Origin of the sequence: Achromobacter sp. 2789STDY5608621 (assembly GCF_001299375.1) — a bacterium.
GTDB classification, from domain to species: Bacteria; Pseudomonadota; Gammaproteobacteria; order Burkholderiales; family Burkholderiaceae_B; genus Achromobacter; species Achromobacter insuavis.
The window spans coordinates 17716-32887 of the sequence record NZ_CYTU01000027.1 but is presented as its reverse complement, the minus strand read 5'-3'; the positions used below and the strand labels follow the sequence as shown (position 1 = coordinate 32887).

Sequence of the window (15172 nt, the reverse complement as noted above, 5' to 3'; positions counted from 1 at the left end):
GCCATGGCCGCCATCAACACCCCGTCCCCGGACGCCACGGTCATCCGCGAGGCCGCCCGCTGGCTGGTGCGCCTGCATTCGGGCGAGGCCGGACCGGAAGACCATGCGGCTTTCGAGCGCTGGCGCCAGGGCAACCCCGAACGCGAAATCGCCTGGCAGCGCGCGCAGCGCCTGAGCCAGCAATTCAACGCGGTGCCGCCCGCCCTGGGCGTGCCCCTGCTGACGCGGCAACGCCGCGCCAACCGCCGCGCGGTGCTGCGCACGGTCGCGGCGCTGGGCGTGACGCTGCCCGCGGCCTGGCTGGGCTATCGCCTGGCCGCCGTGCCTGACGGCGGCCAGGCCTACCGCACCGCGGTCGGCGGCCACCAGGACCTGACGCTGGCGGACGGCAGCCAGGTGCAGATGAACACCGATACCGACGTCGACGTGCGCTTCTCCGAGCACACCCGGACGCTGCAATTGCGCGCCGGGGAAGTCTACGTCCGCACCGCGTCCGACCCCATGGGCACGGCGCGGCCCTTCATCATCGAAACCCCCCAGGGACGCCTGCGCGCCCTCGGCACCCGCTTCGTGGTGCGGCGGCCGGAGGACGATGACGCGACGACCGCGCTGACGGTGCTGGAACATCGCGTCGAGGTCACCCTGCGCAATGGCGGCGCCCCCCGCATCGTCAACGCCGGCGAGTCGCTGCGCTTCACCGCGAACGCCTTCCTGCCGGGCCAGCCCGCCAGCCCCGAGGCGCCGGGATGGACGCGCGGCGTCATCGAGGCCAACAACATGCGGCTGGACGCCTTCCTGGCGGAAGTCTCGCGCTACCGGCGCGGCGTCGTCCGCTGCGATCCGGCCGTGGCCGGCCTGCGCGTCTCGGGCGTGTTCCGCCTGCAGGACACGGACGCGGTGCTGGCGATCGTGGCCAGGACGCTGGGGTTGCGGGTGGTCGAGCGCACGCGCTATTGGGTGACGCTGTCGAGCCCGGCCGCGTGACCTGCCCTCCGGCCAGCAGTTTCATTTGGTTTCAATTCAGCTTCCCTTCCCTTGTCCCTTTTTCCATCGGTCGTCCGGCATAGCGGGCATTGATGATCAACCAGGGACGTGAACCGTGGCCTTTCGACTCCAATCCCCCCGCGCCCGCCAATCGGGACAAGGCGCCCGCCTGGCGGCGCTGACCTTCGCCCTGGCGGCCGCCTTTGCCGCCGCGCCGCCGGCGCGGGCCCAGGCGGCGCAGCAGGCCACGGCGCGCGACTTCCACATCGCCGCGGGGCAACTCGACCAGGCCCTGAACGCCTTCGCCAAGGCGGGCGGCATCACGGTGTCGTTCCGTCCCGAGGACGCAGCGGGCCAGACCACCCGCGGCCTGCAGGGCAGCTACACGATCGACGCGGGCCTGGCGCAACTGCTGGCTGGCACCGGCCTGAGCGCGGAGCCGCAGCCGGGCCAGGGCTATGTGGTGCGCCCGCCGCGCGCCGCCGGCGCCAACACCCTGGAAGCGATCCAGGTCAGCGCCGACTGGCTCGGCACCGGCCTGGAGAACAGCGTCCAGACCTTCGGCGGCGCCCGCACCCTGCTGCGCAGCGACGACATCAACAACAGCGGCGCGACCAGCGTGGCCGACGTCCTGCGGCGCGTGCCCGGGGTGCAGATCAGCGGCAGCACCAGCGCCAGCGGCAGCTCGGTGGGCCTGCACGTCGGCATCCGCGGCCTGAACCCGCGCAACTCGTTCCGCACCACCATGCTGCTGGACGGCATCCCGATGGCCATGGCGCCCTACGGCCAGCCGAACCTGGTGATGTCGCCGACCAGCCTGGGCAACATCGAATCGATCGACGTGGTGCGCGGCGGCGGCGCGGTGCGCTACGGCCCGCAGAACGTGGGCGGCGTGATCAACTTCAAGACGCGCTCGATCCCCAACACCGGCGGCCTGACCGCCGATGCCTCGGCGCGCTACAACATCTTCAGCCACGGCGGCACCAACACCCAGTACACCGGCTTTCTCGGCACGCAGTTCGACAACGGCCTGGGCGTGGCGCTGATGTACTCCGGCATGGACGGCGAGCAATGGCGCGACAGCAGCCATGACCGCTACAACGACGTCGCGCTCAAGTGGCGCTTCGCGCTGACCCCGACCTCGGAGATCTACGGCAAGTTCTCGCACTACGACGTCAAGTCGATGACCCCGGGCGGCCTGACGGTGGCCCAGTACCGCGACGATCCGTTCCAGAACACCCGCCCCACCGACTACTGGAAGGGCCAGCGCGACCAGGTCGACGTCGGCTACCTGAACTCGCTGTCGGACACGCAGGAATTCGAGGTGCGCGTCTACCACTACGACAGCTCGCGCCAGAGCTCGCTGATCAACACCGCCACCGGCCGCAACGACTTCCAGCCGCGCAACAACCAGGTGCTGGGCATCGAGCCGCGCTATACCCAGCGCGTCGAATGGGGCCCCACCACGCACGACATCACCGTCGGCTACCGCTACATCCGCGAGACCGGCCAGGACCGGCGCTATTCGGAATCGCTGGCGACCGGCCGCCAGGTCGGCGTCACGCAGGTGTTCGACAACGAGACCGAAGCCCACTCGTTCTACCTGGACGACCGCATCGCCCTGGGCAACTGGCGCCTGACGCCGGGCGTGCGCTACGAGCGCATCCACAGCAACCGCAATCCCAGCGGCACCACCGACGACACGCCGTTCGACGTGCGCAACAACCGCGCGCTGCCGTCGATGAACGTCGCCTACCTGGTCGACGACGCGCTCACGCTCTACACCAACTACAGCACCTCGTTCGGCGCCGTGCAGTACACCCAGCTGAACTCGATGTCGGCGACCAACCCGCTGAACCCCGAGGTCGCCAAGACGCTGGAGGCCGGCCTGCGTTATTCGGGCGAACAGGTCCATACCGAATTCACCGCGTTCAACCTGCGCTTCGACAACCAGATCCTGTCGATCCCCGGCACCAACCCGGCCGTGTTCCGCAACCTGGGCGCGACCACGCACAACGGCGTCGAGTTCGCGATCGACTACGACTTCGACAAGGCCGGCCCGCTCGCCGGCCTGAACGTCTACGCCAACTACACCTACGTGCGCGCCATCCAGAAGTCCGGTGAATTCGAGGGCAACGACGTGCCGTTCTACTCGCGCCAGACCGGCACGCTGGGCGGGCGCTACAGCCTGCGCGACTGGACCTTCAACGTCTTCACCACGATGCAGAGCGGCCAGTACTCCGACACCGCCAACACCGAACGCGAGACCGCCGACGCCAGCAACGGCCGCGTGCCGGGCTTCAGCGTCTGGAACGCCCAGCTCAGCTACAAGATTCCGCAATGGAAGGGCAGCGAACTGGCGTTCGGCGTGAACAACGTGTTCGACCGCCGCTACTACACCCGCAACGTCGACAGCAACGCCGGCCGCATGGTCGGGGCGCCCCGCATGGTCTACGTGCAGGCGCGCCTGGCGTACTGAGCGCGGCCCGCACATGGCGCGCCGCCTGTGGCTGTTCTGCCACCGCTGGATCGCGCTCGGCCTGGGCGGGATCCTGATCCTGTCCGGCTTGAGCGGCGCGCTGCTGGTGGTGGCTCGTCCGCTCGACCAGTGGCTGCACCCGGCGTATTTCGTCGCGGCCGGCGCCGCGACGGCGCAGCCGGCCTCGCTGGAATCGATGCGCGCCACGCTCGCGGCCGAGTTCGGCCCGCAGGCCGCATTCACGTTCAGGCCGCCGCGCGAACCCGGCGAAACCGTGCAGGTCCGCGTGCGCGCGGCCTGGCGCGGCACGGTCTATCTGGATCCCGCCAGCGGCCGCGAACAGGGCCGGCGCGGCGACAACGACGGCTTCGTCGCCGTGGCCTACAACCTGCACAGCGCCCTGCTGCTCGACCGCACCGGCAAGGCCGTGCTGGCCTGGGCGGCGCTGGCCTATCTGCTATTGATGCTGTCGGGACTGGTGCTGTGGTGGCCGCGCAAGTGGCCGCCGTCGTTGCGCATGGTGTTCGACAAGGGCGCCCTGCGCGCGCTGTTCGACGTGCACCGCAACGGCGGCGCGCTGCTGGCGCTGGCGCTGGCGGTCTGTATCGCCAGCGGCGCCTACCTGGCCTGGCGTCCGATCGGCGGCTGGATCACCGCCGCCAGCGGCCAGCCGCGCGTCGCCGCGCCCAAGCTGGCGCCCGGCGACGCGCCGATGCGGCCGCTGGACGAGCTGGCGGCCGCGGCCCGGGCGGCATTTCCCGGCGCCACGATCGGCTTCCTGCTCTACACCCCGCACCCCGACCGCCCGCTGGCGGTGCGCATGCGGGTGCCCGACGATCCGCACCCCAACGGCCGCTCGACGGTCTGGCTCGATCCGCGCAACGCGACCGTGGCGGCGGCGCACCGCTGGAACGAACTCGATCCCGGCGTGCGCATCAATTCGATCCTGTATCCGCTGCACACCGGCGAGCTGGGCGGCGTGGCGGGCGAAGCCGCCGTCGCCCTGCTGGGCCTGGCGCTGGGCGCGCTCGGCATCAGCGGGTTCTGGCTGTGGTGGCGGCGCCGCGCGCTGCGGCGCGTGCAGGCGCCAGCCAGCCAGCGCGTTGCCCGCGCGCCGCGTTGAGCGCGCGTCAACGCAGCGCCTACGCGGCGACCTCGGCCAGGGCCTTGGCCAGCCCCGCCTCGACCCGGTCCACGTCGGCCGTGCCGTTGTAGCCATGAAAGCTGATGCGCAGGCGGCCACGTCCGTTCCAGGTCAGCACCTGCTCGCGGTCCAACGCTTCATGCAGCGCGCGGGCGTCGGCACGGGCAATGCAGACACTGGCGCCATGCCGGGCGGGATCGGCCGGCGTCGACGGCTCGATGCCCAACGCCGCCAGCCGGCCGAGCAGGTCGGTGGTCAGGCGCTGCACGTGCGCCTGGACGGCGGCGGCCTCGAACTGCGCCAGGTAGTCGAGCGCGCTGGACAGCACGTACAGGCTGGCGTGGGCCGGATTGCCGCGGGTGAAACGCAGCGCGTCGCCGCGCAGCGTGATGCCGGCGTCGAAGCGGGTGTTGTCGTTGGCCAGCGAGTACCAGCCGGCGGTGGCTGGCGCCCAATCCGGCTGGCGGCGACGGTTCCAGCAAGCGGTGGCGACGCCGGTCATGCCCAGCATCCATTTGTAGCTGGCGCTGAAGGCGAAGTCCGCCACCTCGGCGTCAATCGGCAGATAGCCCGAGGCCTGGGTGAAGTCGACGATCAACAGCGCGCCCACCGCGTCCGCCGCCCGCCGCAGCGGGCCGAGATCGAAGCGCTCGCCATTCAGGTACGAGACGTAGCTGACCAGGATCACGCGCGTGCGCTCATCGACCCGGGCCGCGACGCCGGCGGCGCTGGCGGGGTCGGCGAACCGTACCTGGTAGGGCGCGTCGCGTCGCGCCAGGAACGGCGCCACCAGCGAGGGATATTCGGTGGCCATGGCGCAGATGTTGTCGCCCGGGCGCCAATCGATGCTTTCCAGCACCAGCGACACGCCCTCGGCGACGCAGCCCACCCAGCCGATATCGCCGGCCGGCATGCCCCATAGCGCCGCCACCTGCTGGCGCGCGCGCTCGACCTGCGCCTCCTGCGCGGCGCGGCCGCGGGCGCCGCTGGATTTGTCGCGGACATAGCGGCCATAGGCCTCGTCATGCCGGCGCAGGAACGCCGTCTCGCCGGCGGCGCACACGTGGGAAACACCCTCGGGGATGCGGAAGTCGCGAGGGTCGAACAGCGGATGAACGGTCATAGTGGTGAAAGGGGCAGGAAGAAATGGCGCTCAGGCGAGCGCGATGGCGTTCAATTCGATCAGCGCGCCGTCGCGCAGCGGACTGATCGGCACGACGGTGCGGGCGGGGCGATGCTCGCCGAAGTAGTCGGCGCAGGCCTGGTTGACGACCGGCCACAGGGCGCTGTCGCACAGGAACACCTGCAGCGACACCACCCTGCCCGCCTCCGAACCCGCGGCGCGCAGTACCGCATCGAGACTGCGCAGCACGCGCGCGATCTGCGCCGCGCCATCGGCGCCGACGATGCGGCCGGACTCGGGATCGACCGGCAGCAGGCCGCAGACATGCACCATGCCCGCGACCACGATGGCCTGCGAATAATGGCCGCGCGGCGTCGGCGCGCCGTCCGTGACGACGCGGCGCAGCGCGGGCGGCGCGAGGTGGGCGGCGGCGCTCACGCGTGCTCCTGAGTCGGCCGCATCAGCTTGCCCAGGAAGGCCTGCAGGCGCGGCGAACGCGGATTGTCGAACAGTTCGTCCGGCGCGCCCTCCTCCACGATCTGGCCCTGGTCCATGAAGACCAGGCGATCGGCCACCTTGCGGGCAAAGCCCATCTCGTGCGTGACGCACAGCATGGTCATGCCGCTATCGGCCAGCTCCATCATGGTGTCGAGCACCTCGTTGACCATCTCCGGGTCCAGCGCCGAGGTCGGTTCGTCGAACAGCATGACGCGCGGCTGCATGCACAGGGCGCGCGCGATCGCCACGCGCTGCTGCTGGCCGCCGGACAGCTGGCTCGGATACTTGCCGGCCTGGTCCGGGATGCGCACTTTTTCCAGGTACTGCATGGCGGTGCGCTCGGCGCTGGCGCGGTCCAGGCCGCGCACGCGCATCGGCGCCAGGATGCAGTTCTCCAGGATGGTCAGGTGCGGGAACAGGTGAAAGCCCTGGAACACCATGCCGACCTCGCGGCGGATGCTGCGCAGCACCTTCGGGTCGTCGGACAGCGCGATGCCTTCCACCGTGATGCTGCCGCGCTGGTGCGCCTCCAGTTGATTGATGCAGCGGATCAGCGTCGACTTGCCCGAGCCCGACGGGCCGCAGATGACCAGTTTCTCGCCCGGCGCGACATCCAGCGTGATGCCGCGCAGCACATGCATGCGGCCATACCATTTCTCGACGTCCTTGAGCCGGATGGCCAGGGCGGCGCCTTGATTGTCGTGTTGAACCATCGTGTTCTCCATTACGGCGTCTGCCCCGCGGCGGGCGCGGGCGCTGTGGCCCCGCCGCGGCGCCCTTCCAGCCAGGCCGAATAGCGGCTCATGGCGAAGCAGATGCAAAAGTAGGTGGCGGCGGCGAAGGCATAGCCCTCGACGTCGAAGCCGAGCCATTCGGCGTCGCGCGAGCCGGCGGACACCGCCCGCAGGAAATCGGTCAGGCCGATGATCACCACCAGCGAGGTGTCCTTGAAAAAGCTGACCACGGTGTTGACCTGCATCGGCAGCGAACTGCGGACGCATTGCGGCAGGATCACGTCGCGCATCGTCTGCCAGTAGCCCATGCCGAGCGCGTGGGCCGCCTCCGTCTGGCCGCGCGGCATGGCCAGCAGCGCGCCGCGAAAGCCCTCGGCGAAATAGGCCGCGGCCACGAAGCTGTAGGCGATGTAGGCGCGCAGCAGCTTGCCCGGCGTGGCCGCTTCCGGCAGCAGCAGCGGCAGCGTCACGCTGGCCATGAACAGAATGGCCACGAACGGCACCCCGCGCAGGCCCTCGATGAACACCACCGCCACGTAGCGCAGCAGCGGAATGCTGCCGGTGCGGGCCAGCGCCAGCAGGATGCCCAGCGGGTAGCCCAGCGCCAGGCCGTAGGCGGCCAGCAGCAGCGTCAGCGGCAGGCCGCCCCAGCTGTCCGAGGCGACCGGCGCCAGGCCGGCCCCGCCCCCCATCAGCCACAGCACCACGGCCACGCTGGCCGCCCACACCGCCAGCAGCGGCGCGCGCCAGAAACGCGGCAACAGGCTGGCGGCGATCACCAGGGCCAGAATGGCCATGGCGATGCCGGCCCGCCACTGCTGCGCCGGCGGGAAGAAGCCGAACAGGAAGAAATCCAGCTTGACGCCGACGTAGCTCCAGCAGGCTCCGGCGGCGGCGCGGCAGGCCTGGGCGTCGCCCGTCCAGACCGCGTCGGCGATGGCCCAGCGCCAGACCGGCGCGGCCAGGCTGTAGAGAATGAGCAGGCTGCAGACCGTCAACAGGGTGCGCCCGGCCGTGCCGAAATACGGCCGCAGGAAAAGAGGCAATGTCATGGAATCATCCTTTGCGGCGCAGCCGTGCATACCAGAGGTTCAACGCCCATGAGGTCCCCAGCGTCAGCACCAGATAGGCGCCGGCCAGCAGCAAGACCCCTTCGATGGCATGCCCGGTGATATTGATGGTCGTGAACACCGACCAGAACAGGTCCGGATAGCCGATGGCGATGGCCAGGCTGGAGTTCTTGATCAGCGACACGTATTGCGCGATCAGCGCCGGCGCCATCATGCGCAGGGCTTGCGGAAACACCACCTCGCGCATCGTCGTCAGGCCCGACAGGCCCAGCGCCTGCGAGGCTTCCCACTGGCCGCGCGCGACCGAGTCCACCCCATTGCGCACGATCTCGGCGATGAAGGCCGCGAAGTACAGCGTCAGGGCGATCAGCATGGCGGCGAATTCCGGCGACAGGCTGGCGCCGCCCTGGAAGTTGAAGCCGCGCCGCACCGGCACGCTGACTTCGAACACGCCCAGCGCCGCGCAACACGACGCCAGGACGGCCAGGCCCGCCGCCGCCGCCCCGCCCATCCACAGCGCGCGGCCCGCGCCCGGCCGCAAGCGGCGCAAGCCGGCCCGCGCCGCCAGCGCGGCGGCCAGCGCGGCGGCCACACAGGCCGCCAGCGCCATGCCCTGCCCGGCCACCAGATGCAGCGACGGGAAATAGATGCCGCGCTGGCTCAGCGTCAGGCCGCCCCATTGCAGCGCCTTGGCGGCAGGCGGCAGCTTGAGCAGCACGGCCGACCACAGCAGGATCTGCATCAGCAGCGGCGTGTTGCGCAGCAGTTCCACATAGCCCAGCGTCAGGCCGCGCACCAGCGGATTGACGCTGCGGCGCGCCAGCCCGATGGCCACGCCCAGCACCGTGGCGCAGACACCGGCCAGCACCACCAGCATCACCGTGTTCAGCGCGCCGGTCAGGATGGCGTAGGCGATCGAGTCGGTCGGCGCGTACGGCAACAGCGACACGCCGATCTGGAAGCCCGCGGGCCGCTGCAGGAAGTCGAAGCCGACCGTCAGCCCCAGCCGCTGCAGGTTATCGCGCAGGATGAAGCCGCTGGCGATCACCAGCAGCGCCAGCGCCGCGCCCACCGCGCATTGCCACAGCTTGCGGCGCAGGGCGCCGGGCGTCTGGCCGCCGGCGCGCAGCGGCGCCGGCGCCATCGTCGTCGCATCCGTCATGGCGTGGCTCACAGGAACGGCGGGGCGTATTGCAGACCGCCGTCGGTCCACAGCTTGTTCAGGCCGCGCGGCAGCTTGAGCGGCGATTTCTCGCCCAGCGAACGGTCATAGATCTGCCCGTAGTTGCCGACCTGTTTGACGATCTGGTAGGCCCAGTCGTCCGCCAGCCCCAGCTGCTTGCTCAGGCCGGGCGTCTTGCCCAGCAGGCGCGCGACCTCGGCGTTGGCGCCGTCGGCCCGCTTGGCCTCGACGTTGGCGCTGTCGACGCCGTTTTCCTCGGCCAGCAGCGTCGCGTAGATGGTCCACTTGACGATGTTGAGCCACTGGTCGTCGCCCTGGCGCACGATCGGACCCAGCGGCGACTTGGCCAGCACTTCGGGCAGGATGACGTAATCGTCGGGCTTGGGCGCGACCGAGCGATTGGCGGCCAGCTGGGCGCGGTCGCCCACGTAGACGTCGCAGCGGCCCTCGAAGAACGCGCGGCGCAGGGCGTCGGCGTTGTCGATCGAGATCGGCTTGTAGCGCATGCCGTTGGCCTGGTAGAACGTGGCGATGTTCTGTTCGGTATTGCTGCCCGGCAGCAGGCAGATGCTGGCGCCGTCCAGCTCCTTGACCGAGGTCACGCCCATGTCCTTGCGCACCATGAAGCCCTGGCCGTCATAGACCGTGATGCCGGCCCACAGCAAGCCCAGCTGCGAATCGCGCGTGAAGGTCTGGGTGGTCTGGCGGATCAGCACGTCGACGTCGCCCGATTGCAGCACGGAAAAGCGGTTCAGCGGCGAAGTCGCCACGAAGGTGACCTTGTTGGCGTCGCCGAGCGTGGCGGCGGCGATGGCGCGGCAGAAGTCGACGTCGATGCCGCGCAGCGTGCCCTGGCTGTCGGGCGAGCCGAAGCCCGGCATGTCGTTCAGGGCGCCGCAGCGCAGGGTGCCGCGGCTCTTGACGGTGTCCAGCGTGGACGCCGCGTGCGTGGAAACGGAAATGACAGCCAGCGCGAGGCCGGCCAGAAGACTGGGCAGACGCATGAATTCCCCTTGTATATGTGTCGTCCCGGCGGAAGCGGGAACGTGCAGGCAGTGTAGGGAGCGCCATGGCGCGGACCTAGCCGATTGCGCTACTATCAGCCATGCATTATTTGCATACCTTGCAGCAGGCGCGGTCGTGTCGACCCGATATGCATGGCGCAACGGATCGGTCGATCATGAATACGCAGCAACTCGAATACCTCAGGGAGGCCGTGCGGGCGGGCAGTTTTTCCCGGGCCGCCGACACCCTGGGCCTGAACCAGTCCGTCCTGAGCCGGCAGGTGGCAGCGCTGGAACAGGAAATGGGCTGTCCGCTGCTGCGGCGCCATGGCCGCGGCGTGATCCCCACCGCCGCCGGCGAACGCCTGCTGGAACTGGCCGACGGCTTCCTGCAGCAGGTGGCCCAGATCAAGGCCGAGGGCAAGGCCGCCGACCGCGACCTGGCCGGTGTCTTCAAGCTGGGGGTGCCGATGTTCTTCTCGCAGTCGATCGCCCCCAAGCTGATGGCCAGCGTGCAGCGCCAGTACCCCGCCCTCACCTTCGTCGTGCGCGAAGGACACAGCGGCGATCTGCATGACTGGCTGCTCGCCGGCGAGCTTTCCGCCGCCGTCATCTATGAACCGAAGCGGCCGCGCCAGCTGGCGGGCGACCTGCTGTTCCTGGAACCCGTCTACGTGGTCGGCTCGCGCGACCTGGCGCGGCGCCATGGGCTGGATCTGGACCAGGGCCTGACCCTGGAGCAGCTGGCGCGGCTGCCGCTGCTGATTCCCACGCGGCGCCATGGCACCCGCCTGGACCTGGACCACGCGATGAAGCAGCTGCAGCTGACGCCGCACATCGTGCACGAGGTCGACGCCTTGGGCGCGCGCATGCTGCTGGTGCGCGACGGCGTCGGCGTCACCATCTTCGAATCGGCCGGTCTGCTGAGCGAGCGGCGCGATCCGCACCTGTTCGTGGTGCCCGTCGTGGCGCCGCCCTTCTTCCACAAACTGATGTGGGTCGACGGCCGCGAGCAGCAGGCCGGCGCCCCCTGGCGCGCCTTCACCCACGCCGTCAAGCGCGACATCGTGCAACTGCGCGCCGGTCTCGGCGATGTCGACATGCCAACAACGGACCCGCGCCTGCCGCGGCCCTGAACCCTCACCGAGCCACCGGGAACCCCAGAATGAAAATCGCCATCGCCGCCGACCACGCCGGATACGACCTCAAGGAAAAACTGAAGCAGTCATTCGCGTCGATCGACTGGCTCGACCTGGGCACCCACAGCGAGGAATCCGTGGACTATCCCGCCTATGGCTTCGCCATGGGACAGGCCATCACCGACGGCCGCGCCCGCCTGGGCGTCGTGATCTGCGGCTCGGGCATCGGCATCTCGATCGCGGCCAACCGCTACGCGGCAGTCAGGGCGGCGCTCTGCGCCAACGCCACCATGGCGCGGCTGAGCCGCCAGCACAACGACGCCAACGTGCTGGCGCTGGGCAGCCGGATCATCGGCCTGGACGTCGCGCGCGACTGCGTCGGCGCGTTCCTCGACACGCCGTTCGAAGGCGGGCGCCACCAGCGCCGCGCCGACATGCTGGCCACGCCCGAGCGCTGACGCCCCGCTAGCCGGCGCCGCGCGGCGCCGTCAACTGACGCCGCGTCTCGTCGGCCAGGCGATGGATGCTGTCGGGGTCCAGGCTGGACATCAGGCTGTAGCCCAGCCCCTGGTCGGCCCACGAGTAGCCCGCCACGCCGTCCTGCCGGTGCGGCACCATCTTCATGTCGCCCTCGACCTTCATCGGCCGCACCAGCATGGTCACGCGCGTGCCGCGGTCATCGTCGTACATGAACAGGGCGGCCGGACCGTGCTCGGTCGCGACCAGGCGTCCGCCCATGTAGCGGTAGCCCGACTGGCTCAGGTCCGGCACCGACACCGCATGGTTCAAGCGCTGCGACACCCAGCTCACCAATTCGGGCGTGCTGTCGGCGCGCAGCTCCACCGGCCGGGTGCGATCCGCCGCATAGACCTGGTAGCTGCTGGCCGCCTCGCGCGCCAGCGCCGCGACACCGGCCTGGTCGGCCGGGCCGCGCAGGAACCAGCCGCCGCTGCCGCCCAGGGTGAAGGCCAGCGCCACCGACGCCGCGATCTTCCACGGCACGCGGCGGGCGGAGCGATGCGCATCGACCAGCCGCGACAGGTTGAGCGCGGCCGGGATCGGCTCCTGAGCGATCGGCGCCAGCGCGGCGCGCAGGTCCTCGCGTTGCGCCAGGTAGCCCTGCACGCGGCGGGCCGCCTCGGGATGCGTGTCCAGGTACTGTTCGACGCGCGCGCGCATGTCGGCGTCCAGCGCGCCATCGACATACGCCAGCAGGTCATCCTCGAGTAAAGGTCGGTCCATGTTCATTTGACTCTCCGCAAGGCGGGACGAGCGGGCGCGGCAACGTCGCCCTGTATCAGGTTCAGCAGTTTTTCACGGCCGCGCGACAGGCGCGACATCACCGTGCCGATCGGCACGTCGAGCACCTTGGCCGTCTCGGCATAGGACAGGCCCTCCACCGACACCAGCAGCAGCACGCTGCTCTGCTCCTTGGGCAGGGTGTCCAGGGCGCGCAGCAACTCGCCATAGCGCAAGCCGTCTTCCTGCGTGGCGCGGGTGGTCAGGACGGCCTCGTCGATCTCATCCAGCGGCAGGTGATGGCCGCGCGCGCGGGTCTGCCGCAATACGTTCATCGCCAGGTTGTGCAGGATGGCGAACACCCAGCTGCGCGTGCTGCCGGCGTCGCGCCGCTTGTGCCATTGCGCGATGACGCGTTCCAGGCAGTCCTGGACCAGGTCGTCGGCCACCGCCTGGTCGCGCAGCAGCGCCCTGGCGTAGCGGCGCATCGCCGGAATCATCGGCTCAATCAGTTGGACCAGATCGTCCATACGGGGACTCTCTCCATGCTTGCCTTGCATTATCGCGCCGGCCGCGCATGGCCACGGGGCCATGCGCGGCCGGCGTTCACAGCGCCTGGACCTGCACCGGCGCGCCCGGCTTGCCGTCGCGCAGCGGGGCGATCACCAGGTAGCGACGCGCGTCCGTCGCCGCGCCGGCGCCCTGCACGATCTGGCGGATCGGCCCGATGGCGTTGACGATGGCCGACCCGGCCGGGTTGGTCATGAAGTTCGACAGCGCTTGCAGCTGACCCGACCCATCGGCTTGCTCCGACAGCGCCAGCACGTACGGCTGCTTCGGTTGCAGGCCGGTGGCCGAGGCCTGCAGCACCTGCGTCAGGCCCTGGTCGAACAGGGTGACGCTGGTCGGGGCCGACGCCGCCAGCTGCCGCTTGCCGTCGGCCCACGCCTGCAGCTCCAGGTGCGCGGCCTGCCCGGCCACGCCCAGGGGCTGCAGGTTCTGCAGGCCGTCGCCCTGCGGCACGGCGTCCGGCACATAGTTGATGGCCTGCGGCGCCTGGCCGATCGGCACGTTGGCGACCACCTTGTTGGTCGCCGTGTCGATGGCGGCCAACTGGTCGGCATTCTCCAGGCCGACGTAGACGCGGCTGCCGTCACCCGACGGCCACACACCGTGCGGCAGCTTGCCCACGCCGATCGTCGCCACGCGCGAGAAGTCATCCGTGCGGTAGACCTGCACCTGGTTCAAGCCGCCCACCGTGATGTAGGCGTAGGTCGCCTTGTCCTTGCCAGTGCGGGCGAAATTCACGTGGTTGGTGATGGGGCCGGTATCGAGGGTCTTGAGCAGCTTGAACGGCGGGCGCGCGTCGAACACCTGCGTCTTGCCCACGTCCTTGAGCGTGAACCACACCTGCCGGCCGTCCGGCGTGGCGGCGATGTTGGGGCAGAACGGACTGGCCTGCGCGACCTTGCCCACGATCTTGTGGTCGCTCACGGTCACCACCACGGTCTCCGGATTGAACGACGAACAGATGTAGCCGTACTTCCCGTCCGGCGAAAAGATCTGCATGCCCGGGCCGGCCGCCGTCTTGATGCGGTCGGTTTCCTTGAACGTCGCGGCGTCGATCACCGAGACGTAGTCCTCGCCGCGCACCGTGACCCAGACTTCCTTGCCGTCGGGCGTGTAGAAGGCCTCGTGCGGCGAGCGGCCCACGTAGGTGGTGTGCTTGACCGTGTTGGTCTGCGTATCGATGAAGGTGACCGAATTCGAGCCGATGGACACCACCGCCAGCGTGCGGTGATCAGGCGCGAAGCCCATGCCGTGGACCAGCACCTGGCCCTTGTACAGCGGACTGAAGTTGCCGGGCGCCGGATCGCCCAGCCGGATCACGCCCAGCAGCTTGTTGTCCACCGGGTCGGTGACCGAGACGGTGTTGGAAAACTGTTCGGCGGCATAGATTCGGTCGCGGTGCGACATCGGAATGTCGGTCGCTGCCGCCGCGGCGGGCGCCTGCCCGGCGAACACGGCCGGGGCCAGGGCCAGCGCGACGGCGCCGGCCAGGAGATTGAGGGATGAACTACTGGGCATGGGAAGCTCCGTGGTGGGACTGGGCGGGGGCTGGGGCCGGCCGCAGATCGGCGGGCTGGTCGGGCGCGGGACGCGATTCGGGCAGCGGCTGGCCCAGCGCCAGGCGCATGGCGGCGATTTCCTGCTGCTGCTCGACAATGATTTCCTGCGCGAGGCGGCGCAGCTGTTCGTTCTTGCCATAGCGCAGTTCGGCCATGGCCATGTCGATGGCGCCCTGGTGATGCGGCGCCATCATGGCGACGAAATCCTGGTCGATGTCGCCGCTGGGATGGGGCGCCATCGCGTCCATCATGCGGTTCATGGCGGCGTCGTTTTCGGCCAGGAACGCCGCTTCCTCGGCGGATGGGGCGGACTGCGACCAGGCCTGGCCACTGCCGGCGCCCGCCAGCAGGGTCAGCGCGCAGGCGAGCGCGCGCCTGCGCCACAGGTGATGGATTCCGGACATGGCGGCTCCTGTCTGTTGCGGGGTCCCCAATGGACCCTCATC

15 protein-coding genes are annotated in these 15172 nt (G+C 69.9%); 5 read left to right on the top strand and 10 right to left on the bottom strand.

Features of this window, described 5'->3' with window-relative positions; genetic code table 11:
• The first annotated feature begins 3 nt into the window (after positions 1 to 3).
• The 3 genes from AOZ53_RS21970 to AOZ53_RS21960 all read left to right on the top strand — a co-directional run bounded on the left by AOZ53_RS21970 (position 4) and on the right by AOZ53_RS21960 (position 4586).
• Positions 4 to 984 (top strand): FecR domain-containing protein, encoded by a 981-nt coding sequence (locus tag AOZ53_RS21970; RefSeq protein ID WP_054489322.1) that lies wholly within the window; start codon positions 4 to 6, stop codon positions 982 to 984.
• Between the two features lie 115 nt (positions 985 to 1099).
• Positions 1100 to 3463: a TonB-dependent siderophore receptor gene (locus AOZ53_RS21965; RefSeq protein ID WP_054489320.1), complete on the top strand. Its 2364-nt coding sequence runs from the start codon at positions 1100 to 1102 to the stop codon at positions 3461 to 3463.
• A gap of 13 nt (positions 3464 to 3476) precedes the next feature.
• Complete coding sequence (locus tag AOZ53_RS21960) at positions 3477 to 4586, top strand: PepSY-associated TM helix domain-containing protein (protein WP_054489318.1); 1110 nt, start codon at positions 3477 to 3479, stop codon at positions 4584 to 4586.
• A gap of 19 nt (positions 4587 to 4605) precedes the next feature.
• Here the strand turns inward: AOZ53_RS21960 and AOZ53_RS21955 are convergent, their stop codons facing one another.
• Genes AOZ53_RS21955 through AOZ53_RS21930 form a run of 6 tightly spaced genes read right to left on the bottom strand, consistent with a single transcriptional unit; the run spans position 4606 to position 10219 of the window.
• Positions 4606 to 5730: an aminotransferase class V-fold PLP-dependent enzyme gene (locus AOZ53_RS21955; protein ID WP_054489316.1), complete on the bottom strand. Its 1125-nt coding sequence runs from the start codon at positions 5728 to 5730 to the stop codon at positions 4606 to 4608.
• Between the two features lie 30 nt (positions 5731 to 5760).
• Positions 5761 to 6168, bottom strand: coding sequence for a RidA family protein (locus AOZ53_RS21950; RefSeq protein WP_054428823.1), 408 nt, complete (start codon positions 6166 to 6168; stop codon positions 5761 to 5763).
• Complete coding sequence (locus AOZ53_RS21945) at positions 6165 to 6941, bottom strand: amino acid ABC transporter ATP-binding protein (protein WP_197286509.1); 777 nt, start codon at positions 6939 to 6941, stop codon at positions 6165 to 6167. Before AOZ53_RS21945 ends, AOZ53_RS21950 begins: the two co-directional genes overlap by 4 nt.
• 11 nt (positions 6942 to 6952) lie before the next feature.
• Positions 6953 to 8014 carry an amino acid ABC transporter permease gene (locus tag AOZ53_RS21940; protein WP_180180190.1) on the bottom strand — a complete coding sequence of 354 codons (1062 nt, stop codon included), beginning with the start codon at positions 8012 to 8014 and terminating at the stop codon, positions 6953 to 6955.
• 4 nt (positions 8015 to 8018) lie between these two features.
• On the bottom strand, positions 8019 to 9194 hold the full coding sequence (locus AOZ53_RS21935; RefSeq protein WP_156333475.1) for an ABC transporter permease subunit: 1176 nt from the start codon (positions 9192 to 9194) through the stop codon (positions 8019 to 8021).
• Between the two features lie 8 nt (positions 9195 to 9202).
• Positions 9203 to 10219, bottom strand: a complete 1017-nt coding sequence (locus AOZ53_RS21930; protein ID WP_054428827.1) for an amino acid ABC transporter substrate-binding protein — start codon at positions 10217 to 10219, stop codon at positions 9203 to 9205.
• Between the two features lie 176 nt (positions 10220 to 10395).
• Here AOZ53_RS21930 and AOZ53_RS21925 point away from each other — a divergent pair, with 176 nt between their 5' ends.
• Both AOZ53_RS21925 and rpiB read left to right on the top strand, forming a co-directional pair.
• Positions 10396 to 11355, top strand: coding sequence for a LysR family transcriptional regulator (locus tag AOZ53_RS21925; protein WP_054489311.1), 960 nt, complete (start codon positions 10396 to 10398; stop codon positions 11353 to 11355).
• A gap of 29 nt (positions 11356 to 11384) precedes the next feature.
• Positions 11385 to 11816: a ribose 5-phosphate isomerase B gene (gene rpiB, locus AOZ53_RS21920; protein WP_054489309.1), complete on the top strand. Its 432-nt coding sequence runs from the start codon at positions 11385 to 11387 to the stop codon at positions 11814 to 11816.
• A gap of 7 nt (positions 11817 to 11823) precedes the next feature.
• Here the strand turns inward: rpiB and AOZ53_RS21915 are convergent, their stop codons facing one another.
• From AOZ53_RS21915 to AOZ53_RS21900, 4 genes are all read right to left on the bottom strand, one after another.
• On the bottom strand, positions 11824 to 12606 hold the full coding sequence (locus tag AOZ53_RS21915; protein ID WP_054428830.1) for an anti-sigma factor family protein: 783 nt from the start codon (positions 12604 to 12606) through the stop codon (positions 11824 to 11826).
• Complete coding sequence (locus AOZ53_RS21910; protein WP_054428831.1) at positions 12603 to 13127, bottom strand: RNA polymerase sigma factor; 525 nt, start codon at positions 13125 to 13127, stop codon at positions 12603 to 12605. Before AOZ53_RS21910 ends, AOZ53_RS21915 begins: the two co-directional genes overlap by 4 nt.
• A 76-nt stretch (positions 13128 to 13203) precedes the next feature.
• Entirely contained in the window at positions 13204 to 14685 is a 1482-nt protein-coding gene (locus tag AOZ53_RS21905; RefSeq protein WP_054489307.1) for a YncE family protein, read from the bottom strand.
• Entirely contained in the window at positions 14675 to 15130 is a 456-nt protein-coding gene (locus tag AOZ53_RS21900) for a DUF305 domain-containing protein (protein WP_054428833.1), read from the bottom strand. The genes AOZ53_RS21905 and AOZ53_RS21900 overlap by 11 nt, the downstream gene beginning before the upstream one ends.
• Positions 15131 to 15172: the final 42 nt, after the last annotated feature.

What these genes read in the sequence shown, in the direction of transcription:
- AOZ53_RS21970 (WP_054489322.1), top strand. Translation starts at nt 4, where the DNA reads ATGGCCGCCATCAACACCCCGTCCCCGGACGCCACGGTCATCCGCGAG.
- AOZ53_RS21960 (WP_054489318.1), top strand. Translation starts at nt 3,477, where the DNA reads ATGGCGCGCCGCCTGTGGCTGTTCTGCCACCGCTGGATCGCGCTCGGC.
- AOZ53_RS21955 (WP_054489316.1), bottom strand. Translation starts at nt 5,730, where the DNA reads ATGACCGTTCATCCGCTGTTCGACCCTCGCGACTTCCGCATCCCCGAG.
- AOZ53_RS21945 (WP_197286509.1), bottom strand. Translation starts at nt 6,941, where the DNA reads ATGGTTCAACACGACAATCAAGGCGCCGCCCTGGCCATCCGGCTCAAG.
- AOZ53_RS21940 (WP_180180190.1), bottom strand. Translation starts at nt 8,014, where the DNA reads ATGACATTGCCTCTTTTCCTGCGGCCGTATTTCGGCACGGCCGGGCGC.
- AOZ53_RS21935 (WP_156333475.1), bottom strand. Translation starts at nt 9,194, where the DNA reads ATGACGGATGCGACGACGATGGCGCCGGCGCCGCTGCGCGCCGGCGGC.
- AOZ53_RS21930 (WP_054428827.1), bottom strand. Translation starts at nt 10,219, where the DNA reads ATGCGTCTGCCCAGTCTTCTGGCCGGCCTCGCGCTGGCTGTCATTTCC.
- AOZ53_RS21925 (WP_054489311.1), top strand. Translation starts at nt 10,396, where the DNA reads ATGAATACGCAGCAACTCGAATACCTCAGGGAGGCCGTGCGGGCGGGC.
- rpiB (WP_054489309.1), top strand. Translation starts at nt 11,385, where the DNA reads ATGAAAATCGCCATCGCCGCCGACCACGCCGGATACGACCTCAAGGAA.
- AOZ53_RS21915 (WP_054428830.1), bottom strand. Translation starts at nt 12,606, where the DNA reads ATGAACATGGACCGACCTTTACTCGAGGATGACCTGCTGGCGTATGTC.
- AOZ53_RS21910 (WP_054428831.1), bottom strand. Translation starts at nt 13,127, where the DNA reads ATGGACGATCTGGTCCAACTGATTGAGCCGATGATTCCGGCGATGCGC.
- AOZ53_RS21905 (WP_054489307.1), bottom strand. Translation starts at nt 14,685, where the DNA reads ATGCCCAGTAGTTCATCCCTCAATCTCCTGGCCGGCGCCGTCGCGCTG.
- AOZ53_RS21900 (WP_054428833.1), bottom strand. Translation starts at nt 15,130, where the DNA reads ATGTCCGGAATCCATCACCTGTGGCGCAGGCGCGCGCTCGCCTGCGCG.